Annotated in this window: 11 protein-coding genes; 4 read left to right on the forward strand and 7 right to left on the reverse strand. The window is 72.1% G+C overall.

Going from position 1 to position 15,805, the window contains the following annotated elements; all coding sequences use genetic code 11:
• Positions 1-3 precede the first annotated feature (3 nt).
• From OG252_RS11480 to OG252_RS11490, 3 genes are all read right to left on the reverse strand, one after another.
• A complete protein-coding gene (locus OG252_RS11480; RefSeq protein ID WP_329335696.1) occupies positions 4-1,317 on the reverse strand; it encodes a M20/M25/M40 family metallo-hydrolase in 1,314 nt (437 codons plus the stop codon).
• Positions 1,310-2,143, reverse strand: a complete 834-nt coding sequence (locus OG252_RS11485) for a M55 family metallopeptidase (protein WP_329335698.1) — start codon at positions 2,141-2,143, stop codon at positions 1,310-1,312. The genes OG252_RS11480 and OG252_RS11485 overlap by 8 nt, the downstream gene beginning before the upstream one ends.
• Before the next feature lie 73 nt (positions 2,144-2,216).
• Positions 2,217-3,275: a heme/hemin ABC transporter substrate-binding protein gene (locus OG252_RS11490; RefSeq protein WP_266449986.1), complete on the reverse strand. Its 1,059-nt coding sequence runs from the start codon at positions 3,273-3,275 to the stop codon at positions 2,217-2,219.
• A 90-nt stretch (positions 3,276-3,365) separates the two neighbouring features.
• Here OG252_RS11490 and OG252_RS11495 point away from each other — a divergent pair, with 90 nt between their 5' ends.
• From OG252_RS11495 to OG252_RS11510, 4 genes are all read left to right on the forward strand, one after another.
• Positions 3,366-4,160: a hypothetical protein gene (locus OG252_RS11495; RefSeq protein ID WP_266449984.1), complete on the forward strand. Its 795-nt coding sequence runs from the start codon at positions 3,366-3,368 to the stop codon at positions 4,158-4,160.
• A 62-nt stretch (positions 4,161-4,222) separates the two neighbouring features.
• Positions 4,223-5,179 carry an HtaA domain-containing protein gene (locus tag OG252_RS11500; protein ID WP_329335702.1) on the forward strand — a complete coding sequence of 319 codons (957 nt, stop codon included), beginning with the start codon at positions 4,223-4,225 and terminating at the stop codon, positions 5,177-5,179.
• A gap of 200 nt (positions 5,180-5,379) precedes the next feature.
• On the forward strand, positions 5,380-5,919 hold the full coding sequence (locus OG252_RS11505) for a hypothetical protein (protein WP_329335704.1): 540 nt from the start codon (positions 5,380-5,382) through the stop codon (positions 5,917-5,919).
• An 88-nt stretch (positions 5,920-6,007) separates the two neighbouring features.
• A complete protein-coding gene (locus tag OG252_RS11510; protein ID WP_329335705.1) occupies positions 6,008-8,602 on the forward strand; it encodes an immunoglobulin domain-containing protein in 2,595 nt (864 codons plus the stop codon).
• A 69-nt stretch (positions 8,603-8,671) separates the two neighbouring features.
• Here the strand turns inward: OG252_RS11510 and OG252_RS11515 are convergent, their stop codons facing one another.
• The 4 genes from OG252_RS11515 to OG252_RS11530 all read right to left on the reverse strand — a co-directional run bounded on the left by OG252_RS11515 (position 8,672) and on the right by OG252_RS11530 (position 15,661).
• The gene (locus tag OG252_RS11515) at positions 8,672-9,616 is read right to left on the reverse strand and encodes a superoxide dismutase (RefSeq protein WP_329335707.1); all 945 of its coding nucleotides are present in this window, start codon (positions 9,614-9,616) and stop codon (positions 8,672-8,674) included.
• Between the two features lie 123 nt (positions 9,617-9,739).
• Entirely contained in the window at positions 9,740-10,465 is a 726-nt protein-coding gene (locus OG252_RS11520) for a class I SAM-dependent methyltransferase (protein WP_329335709.1), read from the reverse strand.
• Positions 10,466-10,622: 157 nt separating this feature from the next.
• Positions 10,623-13,082: a SpoIIE family protein phosphatase gene (locus tag OG252_RS11525; RefSeq protein WP_329335711.1), complete on the reverse strand. Its 2,460-nt coding sequence runs from the start codon at positions 13,080-13,082 to the stop codon at positions 10,623-10,625.
• 185 nt (positions 13,083-13,267) lie between these two features.
• Positions 13,268-15,661 (reverse strand): MFS transporter, encoded by a 2,394-nt coding sequence (locus OG252_RS11530; RefSeq protein ID WP_329335713.1) that lies wholly within the window; start codon positions 15,659-15,661, stop codon positions 13,268-13,270.
• Between the last annotated feature and the right edge of the window lie 144 nt (positions 15,662-15,805).

The raw sequence follows: 15,805 nt of genomic DNA on the forward strand, positions 1-15,805 counted from the left end.
CGGCTAGGCCGTGCGCAGGAAGCGGTCGAGCACCCGGACGCCGAAGTGGAGCGCCTCGACGGGCACGCGTTCGTCGACCCCGTGGAAGAGGGCCTGGTAGTCGAAGCCCTCCGGGAGCTTCAGCGGCGCGAAGCCGTAGCCGGTGATGCCGAGGCGGGAGAACTGCTTGGCGTCCGTGCCGCCGGACATGCAGTACGGCACCACGTGTCCCTCCGGCGCGAACTCCTCGACGGCGGCCCGCATCCTCGCGTACGTCGCCGAGTCCACCGGCGCCTGCAGGGCCACTTCCCGGTGGTGGAACTCCCACTCCACGTCAGGTCCGGTGAGCCGGTCAAGGGTCGTGCGGAACTCGCCCTCGGCGCCGGGGAGATACCGTCCGTCGACATACGCCACGGCCTCCCCCGGAATCACGTTGATCTTGTAACCGGCGTCCAGCATGGTCGGGTTGGCGCTGTTGCGGACGGTCGCCTCGACCAGCGCGGCCGCCGGGCCGAGCTTGTCCAGGAGGGCGTCCACGTCGGCGAGGTCTGTCTCGATGCCGTACAGCGCGGCGAGTTCGGTGAGGGCGGCGCGCACGATCGGGGTCAGGCGCAGCGGCCAGTCGTGCTCGCCGATCCGGGTGATCGCGGCGGCCAGACGTGTGACGGCGTTGTCCCGGTTCACCTTGGAGCCGTGCCCGGCCCGTCCGCGCGCGGTGAGCTTCAGCCAGGCCGTGCCGCGCTCGCCGGCGGCGATCGGGTAGAGCTCCCGCCCGCTCCCGTCGTGGAAGGTGAACGCCCCCGACTCGCTGACGCCCTCCGTGCAGCCCTCGAACAGGCCGGGGTGCTCTTCGGCGAGGAACCCCGAGCCGTCCTCCGCGCTGGCCTCCTCGTCGGCGGTGAACGCGATCACGATGTCCCGCCGGGGCCGTACTCCGCTGCGCGCCCAGTCCCGCACCACGGCGAGGATCATCGCGTCCATGTTCTTCATGTCGACCGCGCCGCGCCCCCAGACCACCCCGTCGCGGATCTCCCCTGAGAACGGGTGCACGCTCCAGTCCCGCGCCTCGGCGGGTACGACGTCCAGATGACCGTGCAGGAGCAGCGCGTCGGCCGACGGGTCGGTGCCCTCGATGCGGGCGACCACGTTGGTGCGGCCCTTGGTGCGCTCCAGCAGGGTGGGCTGCAGGCCCGCCTCGGCCAGCCGGGCGGCGGCGTACTCGGCGGCGGGCCGCTCCTGGCAGTCGCCGCCGCCCCGGTTGGTGGTGTCGATGCGGATGAGGTCGGAGGTGAACTCGACGACCTCGTCCAGGGCCTGCTGGTCGGGCTGGTCAGCCATACTGCTCCTCCACCGCGGCCGAGACGATCGTGGTGACCGCCTTGAAGGTGCGGATCCCGTCGTACATGGTGCCGCTGGTGTACGCCACCTTCCGTTCTCCGACACGCGTCACGCCCGGCACGACGGTGGCGGCCATCGCGAGGTGTTCGGCGTCGAATTCGAGGGCGACTGTATACGGTCCGCCGCCGACCGGATCCTGTCGCCTCGCCAGCCCGGCCGCCTCCTTCGCCGCGGCGCGGATGTCGGCGGCGGTCCTGGCCGGCGTGCGGCACACGGCCGCGTACCGCGACACGTGGTCCTTGACGGCGACCTTCAGCGCCTCGGGGGCGTAGCCGAGGGCGTCCTCGCAGGCCACGTCGTCGCCGGTGACGAGGACGACGGGCACTCCGTGCTCGGCGACGACGTGCGCGTTGAGGAGCCCCTCGCTCGCCCGTACGTCGTTCAGCCACACGCCGGTGATGGAGTTGGCGAGGTAGGTGTGGGCGAGGACGCCCTCCATGCCGGCGCCCGCGTGGTAGCCGACGAAGGCGATGCCGTCCACGTCCCCGTGCTGCACGCCCTCCACCATGGACAGCGACTTGTGCCGCCCGGTGAGCATCTCGGCCCGCTCGTCGAGCCGTTCGAGGAGGAGGTTGCGCATCGTCCAGTGGGCCTCGTTGACGAGCACCTCGTCCGCGCCGCCGTCGAAGAAGCCCAGGACGGCGGCGTTGACGTCCGAGGTGAACATCGAGCGGCACCGCTCCCACTGCGGTGTCCCCGGCAGTACGTCGGCCGGCCAGGTCACCCCGGTGGCGCCCTCCATGTCGGCGCTGATCAGGATCTTCATGCCCCGTCACGTTACGCGGGGATGGGACGACCGGCCAGGAAGCTTCCGCCCGGGCGGGAGAGCGGCCCCGTCCTCAGCCCTGGTGGATCCGGTCCACGAGGATGTCGATGACCAGCGGCGTGCGCGGTCCGAAGCTCAGCAGAACACCGTCCTCCGCTGTCACGATCCGCCGGTCCGCCCCGGCCGGTGTCTCGCGGATCCCCGGAATGTCGACCAGGCCGTCGACGCCGCCGACCGAGGCGAGCCCCTTGTCCATCATCAGGATCACGTCGGGCTGGGCGGAGACCAGGGCCTCACTGGTGAGCGGTGTGAACGGTTTGTCCAGGCCCGCCTCGACACCCGCGTCCACGGCACCCGCCGCGTCGATCAGCGAATCCGCACCGGACCCCTTCCCGCCCATGAGGTAGACGGCCGCGCTGCCCCGCATGTAGAGGAAGGCCACCTTGGGCCTGCTGCCCTGCGGCACGGCCGCCTTCGCCGCCGCGAGTTCCTCGGCGATGCGGGCGTTGAGGGCCTTGCCCGCCTCCGGGACGCCCAGGGCCTCGGCGATACGGGTGGTACGCGTTGCGACGTCGGCCAGTTCGGTCGCCGGGTCGAGGACGACGACGGGGACGCCGGCGTCGCGGATCTGGTCGATGGCCTCCCGCGGCCCGGTGTCGGTGTCGGCGAGCACCACGGTGGGCCGCAGGGACAGCACGCTCTCCGCGCTCACGTCGTGCGCCTGGGTGACCTGCGGGAGTTTCTTCGCCTCCGCGAAGGTGGCGGTGATGTCCCGGCCGACGACCCGGTCGCCGAGCCCCAGCGTGAACACGATCTCCGCCACACCGCCGTTGAGCGGCAGGATGCGCGAGGCGTCGTTCACGGTCACCTTCCGCCCGTCGGAGGAGTCGACGGTCACCGGCAACTGCGGTGCGGGCGCCTTGCCCTGGAGGGGCAGGAGGGTGTTCTTCGCGAGCTGTTTCTCGGCCGCCGCGGCCCGCTCGCTCGCGGACGCCGGTGACGCGTCCGCACCCGAGGTTCCCGACGAACCGGTGCCACCGCCGCAGGCGGCCGTCAGCAGCGCGAGCGCCAGGACGACGAGGGCGAAAGCCCGGCGCCGCGGGGATTGTTGGGATCTACCGGACATTCGCATCGCTCGGCCTTTCGAGTCTCCTGGGCCCCCTGCAACGGAGGAGTAGCTTAGGTTAGGTTTACCTTAATAACTTCTGGTGGGGGTGTTGACGTGAATGGGGCAAGTGGCCTGCGGGGCAGGCGAGTTGCAGCATCCGCCGCGCTCGCGGCGATCACTCTGACGCTCGCGACGGCTTCGCCCGCGGTGGCCGCGGGGACGTCGGCGACAGGGCCCGAGGGACAGAAACTCACCGTCTCCAAGGCCTTGGGCCTCGACCCGGCAGGCGAGACGGTGACGGTCTCCGGCACCGGCTACAACACCGAGAAGGGCGTCTACGTCGCCTTCTGCGTGGACAACGGCGCCGGCAAGACGCCCACGCCGTGTGTCGGCGGTGTCGACATGTCCGGCGAGTCGGGGGCGTCGGTGTGGGTCTCCTCCAACCCGCCGTCGTACGGCGAGGGTCTGGCGAAGCCGTACGGAGGCAGTGGACACAAGGGCACGTTCAGCGTCCAGCTCAAGGTGCGCGCGAAGGACGCGAACACCGACTGCACCAAGTCCGGCGTGAGCTGCGCGGTGATCACCCGCAACGACCACACGCGCGGCGGCGACCAGAGCCAGACGGCCCGCATCCCGGTGACGTTCGCCGGCAGCGGCGCGGGCGCGCCGGGCGACAGCACCGCCTCTGCGACGCCCAGCGCCTCGACCGGCGCGAGCACCACGGGCGGCACGACGGGCGGTTCGGGCGACTCCGAAGACCCGACGTCGAGCGGACCGCTGGCCGGCACCGGCTCCGCCGCCCTGACGATCGGGCTCACCGCGGCCGGTCTGGTCGCGGCCGGTACCGGCACCTGGTTCTGGGCGCGTCGGCGCCGGACGGGGCACGCGGGCGGCCCGAGCGCCGACTGAGGCGGGCACGAGAACGCGCTCGCCGACAGCGACCCAACCTCATATCAAGAGGGAGATGGAAGATGGTGAAAAGACCCGGCGCCGCCGCTCTGGCCGGCGGCGTCCTGCTCGCACTGCTGAGCCCGGGCATGGCGACCGCGCAGGACGGCGCGGCGTTCCCCCGTGAGGTGTCCGGAGGGTACGCGAGCTGGAGCACGGCCGACGCCGAACTCGCCGACCGGGGCGTCTCGTTCGACGTCGCCGAGCCCGCCGTACGAGGATCCGCGGACCGTGCCTGGTTCCCGGCCACCGGCGGCGGCGCGAACCCCGAGACGGGCGAGGCGGAGGTCGAGTTGGCCGGTACGGCCCGACTGGCCGGCGCCGCGCGGTCCCTGACGTTCGGCGGCCTGCGGCTGGAGCTGCGGGAGGGCGCGGGCGCGCTGTACGCGCGTACGGCCGTCGGGGGCGAGGCCCGTGAACTGGCCCTGGCGGGAGTGACACCCGGCGACACCGCACCCGCCGTACGTGCGGGCGGCGTGACCTGGACCGGGCTGCGGGCGGCCCTGACGGACGAGGGCGCCCGGCTGCTGTCGGAGTGGAGCGGGCGGCAGTTCGCGGAGGGGGACGGTCTCGGTCGTCTCGATGTGACCGTGGGAACGGGCGCCGCCGACGACGTGCCCGAGGTCCCTGCGCGGCCGGACGAGACGCCGCAGCCGTCCCCGAGCGTCACGACGCCGGAGAAACAGCGGACGGCGCCGCAGCAGGAGGCGGAGCCCTCCGCCGCGGTGGCCCACGCCGGTCTGGAGGCGGGCGGCGAACAGGAAGCCACCGGCGCGGGCTTCGAGCCCGGCGAGGTGGTGCTCGTCGCGATCGACGAGGACACCCGGTACCAGGCGGTCGCCGACGCGCAGGGCCGTGTCGTTCTGGTCTTCCCGGTGTACGCGACGGCCACCGCGGGCGCGCACACCGTCGAGCTCTACACCGTCTCCGGGGAGCGCAGGGCGCTCACGGAGTTCGAGGTCCGGCCGGCCTCGGACTGATCCGGCGTGTTGGCGGGAGCGAATTCGCATCGAGGAGCGGGCCGCACGGTCCGCTCCTCTGCATGCCCAACTCCGTTGGTCGCCAAGGCACTTGAGAACTCTTTGCCTTCTGTTGACAAGCTTCGGGAAATCGTATTTAGGTTTGCCTTACCTAACCCCCCGCGGGGTTCCGCAGCACCCAGAGAGGTGAAGTGCTCACCATGAGAGCCGTTCCTTCCGCCCGTACCTCGGCCCGTGCCGCCCTCGCCGTCACCGCCTCCGCCGCCCTCACCCTGGGCCTGGCGACCTCCGCCTCCGCCGCCACCTCGACGCGCACGATCGTCGACGGCAGCACCACCTACAACCTGTCGGTGACCGCCCCGAACACGGCCGCCACGGCGGGCCAGGTCATCACCGTCACCGGCTCCGGCTTCAACACCGGCCAGGGCATCTACGTCGGCCTGTGCGTGATCGACGGCGCGCCGGGCGTCAACAAGCCCACCCCGTGCCTGGGCGGCCAGGACGAGGACGGCTCCACCGGCGCCTCGCACTGGGTCAACAACACCTTCGGCGGCATGTTCGCCAACAGCTCCAAGTTCGGTACCGGCGGCACCTTCACCGTGCAGATCTACGTCAAGGCCACCCTCGACGACGGCAGCGTCTGCGGCGACGACGTCACCTGCGCGATCGTCACGCGCGCCGACCACTTCGACACCAACGACCGCAAGTACGACGTGCACGTCCCGATCACCTTCCAGTAGGCGCCCGTCGGACCGGGCCCCTCGCACCCGGGGCCCGGCTCTCGCGCGACCGGAGTGCCGGGCGCACCCGACCAGTGAGGAACCCTTCATGAAAGACGACACGACGGCCCGGGCGGCGCGCCCCCGGCTCAGACGCCCGGCGGCGCTCCTCGGCGCCGCCGCCCTGGTGGCGGCCGCGGCGACGGCCGTCACCGTCGGTTCCGCCGCCCAGGCCGCCGACACGCCGAGGACGGCGCTCGGCAAGGACGGCCAGAAGCTCACCGTCTCCGCCTCCGCCGGCCTGGACCCGGCCGGCGAGACCCTCCGCGTCACCGGCGAGGCCTACGACGACACCAAGGGCATCTACGTCGCGGTGTGCAAGGACAACGGCGACAACCGCATCCCCACCCCCTGCCTCGGCGGTGCCGACCAGGAGGGCGACAGCGGCTCCTCGAAGTGGATCATTCCCGTGGGCGCCCCGGACGAGGGCGCCGGCACGGTCGCCATCCCGTGGGGCGAGGGCGGCACCTTCGACGTCGAGCTCGAGGTCAAGGCCAAGGACGGCGGTCTCGACTGCCTCCAGGTCGCCTGCTCGGTCGTCACCCGCGTCGACCACAACGGCACCGGCGACCGCTCCCAGGACGTCCGTATCCCCCTCACCTTCCAGGGCCAGGACCCCGGCGACGGGAACGGCGGCGGGGACGGAGTGGACGTACCGGCCGGCACGGTCAGCTATGCGAGGTCGGCCGAGTTCACCGCCGCGGGCCGGCCTCTGGACCTGCTGCTGCACCCCGACTCGGGGAAGCTGTACGTCGGTTCGGACAACATCGTCGACACCGCGGACGTGGCCGAGCAGGGTCTGTACGTCCTCGACGCGAAGGACGGCAAGGTCCTCGGCCACATCGCCCAGGCCCCCGGCTCCACCGGCACCCTGGCCGCCCGGGTGGTCCGCCAGGTCGTCGCACCGATCTCCGGAGACGGGGTCGTGTTCCACTACCCGCTGCGGGGAATCGGCACCGCCAAGGACGGCGACCCGGCCGCGAAGGGTGTGTGGCTGACCGGCGCCACGATCACCGGCATGGGCCAGGGCACCGACGCCTCGACCGTCCTGGTCGCGCAGGGCCCCGCCCTCTCCGAGCTGGAGATCACCACCGGCGCGGTCGAGCGCACCCTCACCCTCGACGGCGGGGCCCTGCTCGGCGTCGACGCCGCGCACAAGGCCGCCTGGTCCGCCGGCGTCACGGGCGGGCAGCTCCGCCGCGTGGACACCGGCTCCTTCGCGGTCACGGCCACGGCCGAACTCCCGGCGGCGTCCGTGTTCTTCGTCGAGCCGGACCCGGCGACCGGCAACGTCTGGGTGGGCAGCGGGGACGACGTGCTCGTCTTCGACAAGGACGCCAAGCTGCTGACCACGCTGAAGGGCAACGGCAACGACCGGCCCACGGCGGCCGGCTTCGACCGGACCACCGGCGAGGCCTTCGTCCTGCGCGAGGACTACGGCAACGCCGACAACGGCTCGGACAACGTCGGCGCCCTGCAGGTCTTCGACGGCGCCACCTTCGAGCAGGCCGCCGAACCGGTCTCCCTTCCGGGCAGCCGGGCCGGCACCTTGGCGGGCATCGCCGTCGCCCCGGGCGCCACGTCCGTCTACCTCACCCACCAGGCGGAGAGCAAGGTCGTCAAGCTCGACCGCCGCGTCTCCCCCGAGGTCACCCAGTCCCCCACCGACCAGTCGGTGGCCCCGGGTGACGAGGTGACGTTCGTCGCCGCCGCCGAGGGCACCCCGGAGCCCACCGTGCGCTGGCAGGTCAGCCCCGACGGCGGCCAGACCTGGAACACCGTCGAGGGCGCGACGAAGAACGCGTACTCCTTCACCGCGAAGACGGCGCAGGACGGCTACGAGTACCGCGCCGAGTTCACCAACTCCGTGGGCACGACGCGTACTTCACCCGTCACCCTCACGGTCACCGAGGCCGGTGGCGACGGGGGCAACGACGGCGGCGAGGACGACGAGCCGTCCGGCAGCAAGACCGTCACCGGCCCCGAGGGCCAGAAGCTCACCGTCACCCCGGTCAACAACCTCGCCACCGAGGACCAGACCCTGAAGATCACCGGCTCCGGCTACGACGAGGACAAGGGCATCTACGTCGCCCTGTGCGTCGACAACGGCGACGGCGAGCTGCCCACGCCGTGCATCGGCGGCGTCGACATGTCCGGCGCGTCCCACTCCTCGGCGTGGATCTCCTCCAACCCGCCCGACTACGGCGAGGAGTTGGCGACCCCGTACGAGGCGGGCGGCTCCTTCGAGGTCGAGCTGACCGTGGACGCCAAGGACGAGTTCACCGACTGCTTCAAGGCCACCTGCGTGCTCGCCACCCGCGCCGACCACACCCTCTCCGGCGACCGCTCCCAGGACGTGAAGGTCCCGGTCGCCTTCGTCGGCCAGGACCCGGTGGACACCGACCCGGGCACCGGTGACACGGGCGGCACGGGCGGCTCCTCCGGTACGACGGGCGGCAGCACGGGCACCACCGGCGGCGGCACCTCCGGCTCCACGACCGGCGGCACGGGCACGACGGGCACGTCGACCACTGGCGGCAGCCTCGCCTCCACCGGCGTCACCGTGCTGTGGGTCGCCGCGCTCGCGGCGGCGCTGCTGGGCGCGGGCTGGGTGGCGTACCGCCGCGGCCGCACGGCCAACTGACGGCATCCTCAGGGCGATGCGCCCTCCGGTGCCGGTGGCACCGGAGGGCGCATCGCTGTCCGCGCAGGGTCAGAAGGAGACCGCGACGGCGTTGTACGTCGTCTCGGGCGTCGGCGTCGTCGTGAAGCGCGCGTTGACCAGGTAGAGGCGGTCACCGAAGCGGGCGGCCGTGGTGGGCACGTCGAAGCGCGGGTCGGTGATCGTCTTGCGCAGGGTGGCGGTGGTGGCCTTGGCGTCGAGGTCCCAGACGCTGATCAGGTTCAGGCGGTTCTGAACGACGTACAGCGTGCGGCCGATGCGCCACAGACCGTCGCCGTTGACCACGTCCGCCTGCCCGACCAGTGTGATCTTCGTGGCGACGCCGGTCTTGACGTTCACGTTGTACAGCTCGCCCGGCGTGCTCTTGACCACGATCAGACCGCGGCCGTCGGGCGTGCCGACGATGCCGTTGGCGTTGTTGACGCCCGGCAGTTGCGTCCAGTCGCCGGTGAGCGGCAGGGCCCGTACGTCGCCGGACCTGCCGCCGCGCGGGACGCCGTACAGCGCCGCGTCGCGGGAGTCGGTGAACCAGGCGCGGTCACCGAGCAGGGTGACGTCGTTGATGAAGTGGCCGGTGGCCTCGGTGAGTTGGTGGGTGGCGAGGAGTTCGCCGGTGCGGGAGTCGTGGACCCGGGCGACGCCCGTGTTCCCGGCGATGTACAGCAGTCCGTCGTGGTCGATCTTCAGGCCGACGGAGATCAGGCCGGTGCCGCCCGCGAAGAGGACCTTGCCCTCTCCGGTGCGCAGGTCGGTGCGGTAGATCGCGCCGTTGGCACGCGAACCCAGGTAGGCGTACGGCTTGCTGCCGATGGCGATGCCCTCGGGAAGCCAGCCGTTCGGAAGGGGGAACTCCGTCGGCCAGGTCGCCTTCGGGGTCGCGCTCGCCGGACTGGCGCCGACCGTCACGGCCAGGGCGGCCAGGGCGGTGCCGCCGAGGACGGCGCGCCGGGTCGGGCGGGGGTGGGTCGGGGTCATGGTGGGGCCCTCCATGGCATGGTTTTCGTTGACAACTACGACAACAACTACGTTGACAATGCCGTGAGTTGGCAACGTTTTTGCGACGCGTGGAGTTCCCCGTGACCCCGACCGCCACCGGCGTCACGCCGCCCGGGCCGCCACCAGCCACTTCGACGGGAGTTCGATCCGGGTGCCGTCGGGCCGGTACTCCGTGGTGACGAGCGGCAGGTCCCCGCTCGCCAGGACACTCAGCCCGGCCACGTTCAGATAGCCGGGGATCGCGTCGTCGGCGACGTCGCCGGGCGCGATGCCGTGCCGGAAGACGGGCGCCAGCTTGGGCGGCGGCCCTTCGGGGCTCTGCGCCAGGCCCATGAGGACGGGCTTGGCGGCCTCGGAGAGCTCGACGAGGAAGGCCCGGCCGCGTTCCCCGAGGAGTGCGGCGAGCCCGTCCACCAGGGGTTGCCGGTCGTCCGGGTCGGCCTGGTGGAGGACGCCCCGCATGTAGACGTTGGCGTCGCCGAGTTCCGCGTGCAGGGTCTCCGCCTCGCCCTTCCCGGCGGCGTCCAGCAGCCGGTACGTCGCCTGTCCGGCCCGGTCGGCGTCCCGGGCGTGGTCGAGGGCGGCGGCGGACAGGTCGGCGCCGAGGACGTGCGGGAAGCGGTCGGCGAGGAACCGGGTCTGGGTGCCGTTGCCGCAGCCGAGGTCGACCAACGGCAGTCCGTGGTCGATCATGTGGGGTTCGAAGAGGGCGAGGTGGGCGCCGGCCGTCAGGATCGGTTCCGCGTCCCAGAACACGGCCCCCTGTTCGCCGGGAGCCTCACGCCAGAAGCCCTCCCAGGCCTCTCGGTACCGACTCGTCACGCTCATGACCAACTCCCCAGGGTGCGACGCCGCCCGACCCGAGTGACGGGCGAGTACGGTGTATCGCGCCCAGGTCACGCCCACAAGCGCGTGGCGCATTCCTTCACGGGTCTTTCCACCCGGGTGCGCCGTCGTGCGCCCCCTGTGCCCCAGGGGGCGGGGGTCAGCGCCGCGGCAGCGTCAGCTCGAACCACACGGTCTTGCCGGCCTTCGTCCGGCTGGTCCCCCACTCACGCGCGAGGGTGCTCACCACGCGCAGGCCGCGCCCGGCCTCGTCGCCCGGGCCCGCGCTCAGCAGGGTCGGCAGCTCGTGGTCGTCGTCGTCCACCTCGCACAGCAGCGTCTCGCCGCGCACCAGGCGCAGGTCGACGGGGCGGTGGTGGGAGTGCCGTACGGCGTTGGTGACGAGCTCACTGACCAGCAGCTCGGCGGTGTACGAGAGCTTCGCCAGCCCCCAGTCGTGGAGTTGCTCGCGGACCACCGCGCGGGCCCGGCCGACCTCGGCCGGGTCCAGGGGGAGCCGCCATTCGGCGACGTCGTCGGGTTCGATGCCGTTCAGGCGGGCCATCAGCAGGGCCACGTCGTCCTTGCGGCCGCCCCGCGTGTTGAGGGCCCGGATGATCGTGTCGCAGGCGTCGTCCATGGAGGCGGCCGGATGGGCGGCGGACTCGCAGAGCGTCGCCAGTCCTACGCCGATGTCCTCGCCGCGCACCTCCACCAGGCCGTCGGTGCACATCACGAGCCGGTCGCCGGGCTCCACGCGCACGCGTACCGCCTCGAAGGGGACCCCTCCGACGCCGATGGGAGCACCGGTGGGCAGGTCGAGCAGTTCGCTGCCGCCGTCCCGGGCGCGGACCACGACGGGCGGGATGTGACCGGCGTTGGCGAGGTGCAGTTCGCTCGCGATCGGGTCGTAGACGGCGTACAGACAGGTCGCGAGGTAGGTGTCGCCGAGGCGCTGGGCGAGGTCGTCGAGGTTGCGCAGCAGCTGGGCGGGCGGCAGGTCGAGGGCGGCCATGGTCTGGACGGCCGTTCGCAACTGGCCCATCATGGCGGCCGAGTTGAGGCCGTGGCCCATGACGTCGCCGACGACCAGGGCGGTGCGGGCGCCGGGCAGTTTGACGGAGTCGAACCAGTCGCCGCCGACGCGGCCGAGGAGCGTGCCGGGCAGATAGCGGGTGGCGATGTCGCAGCCCGCCATGCGCGGCGGGATGTGCGGCAGCATGCTGTCCTGGAGGGTCTCGGCGACGCTCTCCTGGTAGGTGTACATGCGCGCGTTGTCGAGCACCAGGCCCGCGCGGGCGGCGAGTTCGGCGCCGGTGACCCGGTCCATGTCGTTGAACTCGACGCGCTCGGGGTGCCGCAGCAGGATCATGAAGCCGAGGACCACGTTGCGTGCCTTGAGGGGCACGATCAGCATGGAGCGGCCCGTGATGAGCGGCCGGATGTCCCGCTTCTCGAACTGCGAGGCGATGGCGTGGCCCATCTGCTCGCTGATGCGCGGCACGAGGACGGGTTCGCCGCTGGTCATGCACTGGAAGAACGGCGTGTGCGCGGGGAACGGCATGGCCTCGCCGACCGGCACGACGTCGTCCCAGCGGCCGGGTTCGTCGGTGTGCTCCAGGGCGACCCGGTGCCACATGGTCGTCGTGTCCGGAACGCCCTCGGAGAACTCCTCGCCGGCGACGACCTGTTCGCGCAGATAGGTGCCGGCGACATCGGTGAAGCGGGGTACGACGGCCTTGCTGACCTCGATGATGGTCCTGGCCAGGTCGAGCGAGGTGCCGATACGGCCGCTGACCTCGTTCAGGAACTCCAGACGCTCGCGTACGGCGGCGTACTCGAGGTCCTCGCTCTCCTCGGCGACGTCCTGCGGGACGGGCCGTCCCTCGGCCAGGGCGCGGGCCGCGCGCTCGCGGCGGGCCTTGCGCTCGGTGCGCCGGGGCACGCCCCAGTCGGGGGTGACGGGCACCCGGTCGTTCTGGCTGAACTCCAGGACGGGGTAGCCCAGTTCGAGGACCTGCCCGACGATGCGCGCGCCCTCGTCGACGCTCATGCTGGGCAGGATCTCGGGGAGCCTGCGGGCCAGGTCGTCGGCGCCCGGGAAGTCGGTGTGCAGGGCGAAGCCGGGCGTGATCCGCTCGAACGTCACGTCCTCGTCGGGGTCGTCCTGCCGGAGTCCGCCCGCGTCGGCGGCGAGGACCAGCAGACGCTCGTGTCCGGGGCCGACCAGCGGGTAGGCCCACCACAGCACGTCGGCCCGGTCGTGTTCCGCGACGGTGAGGCGGGCGCGGCCCGCGGCGGGGTAGGACAGCCTGCCGTCGAGGGAGGTCTCGAGGTCGGGGCCGAGTCCGTCGTAGGCCGCGTGCGCCCAGTAGGGCGCGATCTCGTCGTCCTCCGGCAGCGCTCCGGAGACGGGCAGCAGGTCGACCGCGGACCGGCCGATCGCCTCTTCCTTGGCGGCGCCGAAGAGGCGGCACGCACCCGTGCTCCAGTGCGAGACCAGGCCGTCGCGGTCCACCAGGACCACCGCCAGCGGGATGCGGCCGGACGCGGCGTGCTCCGCCGCGCCGTTCCCAGCTCCGGGGCTGGGAGGTGCGTCCCTCTCGGTGCCACGGTCCATGGCCCAGGCCCTCTCTCCCCACGGCTCCGCGAGATCTGTGCCGCCTTCACCACGGTACGGCGCCGGGCGGTCACGATGTGCGGCAATCCAGGAATTGATGCCGTGGGATCACACCGGCGCGCGCCCCCGCGCGCCCCTGCTGAGCTGGGCGAACGACCCGAGGAGGCCAAGTTACTGACAGGTTTTCAGTTCTCGTGTGCCAGCTGCAGATCGCGTTCGGTGCGTCCTGCGCCGGCCACCTGGAGCACGGTGGCGACCGGCGGATAACCCGCGGCGATGACGGTGTACTCGCCATTGGACAGGTCGACGAACCCGAACGTCCCGTCCGGACCGGTGGTGAGGGTGTCCACGACGTTGCCGGCCGCGTCCAGCAGCGTCACGCGCGCGTCCTCGACGGGCCGTCCGCCGCCGGCCCGCACGGTGCCGCGCAACGCGGCTGTGCCGGCGAGTTCGACGTCCTGGCGGGTCTCCCGGGACGCCCGGACGGTGACGGGGACCGCGGCCGGGTGGAAGCCGGGCGCCCCGACGGCGAGGGTGTACTCGCCGGCCACCAGCTCGGTGACGACATAGCCGCCCTCGCGTCCGCTGCGGGTGGTGGCGACGACCTCGCCGTGCGCGTCGGTGAGGGTGACGATCGCGTTCCGGACGGTGGTTCCGTCCGCGGTGACCACGCTCCCGGCGAGGCGTCCGGTGCCGCCGAGGACGATGTCCAGCTCGACGGGATGCTCCCCGACGGTCACGGAGACGGCCTGCGGCTGGTGGCCGCCCGCCGCGGCGATCAGGACGTACGCCCCCGAGCCCGGCGTCGGCAGCGCGTACCGCCCGTCCTCGCCGCTGGTGCCCCGCCCGATCTGCTGTCCCGTGACGTCGATCAGGGTGAGCGCCGCACGGGGCACGACCGTCCCGTCGGGGTGCCGCACCGTGCCGCACACCGGGTTCTGCGAGGCGTACGGCGAACGCGCCTGTGGGACCGGGGCCTCGACGGACGCGGTCTCCGGCTCCGCGGCGGGGGCGTCGTAGGACACCAGTGGTTTCTCCTTGAGGAAGAAGGCGATGAGCAGGCCGAGGACGAGGACCGGCACCAGGTAGAGGAAGATCCGCGGCATGGCGTCGGCGTACGCCCGGATGTAGCCGTCGCGCAGTGCCGGGGGCAGGGCGTGGACGAGCTGCGGGGTGATGGCCTCGGGGTCGGGGAGCCTGGCACCCGCGCGCGCGGGAAGGCGTTCTTCGAGCGAGTCGGTGAGCCGGTCGGCGAAGAGGGTGCCGAAGACCGCGGCGCCGACGCTGCCGCCGATCTGCCGGAAGTAGTTGTTGGCGCTGGTGGCGGCGCCGAGGTCGGCGGGGCGCACGGAGTTCTGCACGGCGAGGATCAGGACCGGCATCACCATGCCGATGCCGGCGCCGAGGACGGCCATCCAGATGCTGTAGTGCAGCCGGGGCGTGTCGGCTTCGAGGCGGGACAGGAGCCACATGCCGATGACGGACAGCAGCCCGCCGATGACGGCGTGGATCTTGTAGTGCCCGGTGTGGCTGATGAGCTGCCCGGAGATGATCGAGGCGCCGACGATGCCGCCCATCATCGGCAGCATCAGGAGGCCCGACTCGGTGGCGGAGGCCCCGTCGACCATCTGCAGGAACGTCGGCAGATAGCTGGCGGCGCCGAACAGGGCGACGCCGGTCACGAGGCCCACCAGGCCGGTGACGTTGAAGACGGAGTCCCTGAACAGCCGGAGCGGGATGAGGGGTTCGGCGGCGAAGTGCTCGGCGACGAGGAAGAGGACACTGGCGGCCACCGCGCCGGCGCCGAGTCCGAGGACGACCCGCGAGTCCCAGGCGTGCTCGGTGCCGCCCCAACTGGTCAGCAGCACCAGGCAGGTGGAGGCGGTGGCGAGGAGCAGCGCGCCGAGGATGTCGAGCCGGGGCCTGGCGGTCGGTTTCGGCAGCTTCGGCACGAGGGCGACGACGGCGAGGGTGACCAGGCCGAAGGGGACGTTGAAGTAGAAGCACCAGCGCCAGGAGAGGTGGTCCGTGAAGTAGCCGCCCAGCAGGGGCCCGGCGACGGAGGCGAGACCGAAGGCGGCGCCGATGAGGCCCATGTGGCGGCCGCGCTCCCGGGCCGGCACGATGTCCGCGATGATCGCCTGCACGCCGATCATGAGGCCGCCCGCGCCGACGCCCTGGACCGCGCGGAAGGCGATCAGCTGGTCCATGGTCTGCGCCCGGCCGGCGAGTGCGGATCCCACGACGAAGACGACGATGGCGAACTGGAAGACGCCCTTGCGGCCGTAGAGGTCGCCGAGCTTGCCGTAGATCGGCAGTCCGATGGTGGCGGTGAGCAGGTAGGCGGTGATCGCCCAGGACATCTTGTCCAGGCCGTGCAGTTCGCCGACGATCTTGGGCAGCGCGGTGGCGACGATCATCTGCTCCAGCGCCGCCAGCAGCAGCGCGAGCAGCAGCCCGAGGAAGACCAACCGGACCTGACGCGGGCTCAGTCCGGTCTCGGCGGCCGTCCCCCTGGGCGGTTCTTCCGGCGGGGGTGCCGCGGCCGGTTCGTCCTTCACCAGAGTGGTCCCGCCCACGTACCGCTCCCCTCGTCGCGCTGCCGCACAATTCCCGCGTAAAGCGACAACTGCAGGCAAGCGCGACGAGTTACGGCGTATCGCCGGGGCATCCGGAGATCCACTCGAACCGGTGAGGCGACCAACGGCCCGTCGCGAGTGGTT

The organism is Streptomyces sp. NBC_01352 (assembly GCF_036237295.1).
GTDB lineage: Bacteria > Actinomycetota > Actinomycetes > Streptomycetales > Streptomycetaceae > Streptomyces > Streptomyces plumbiresistens.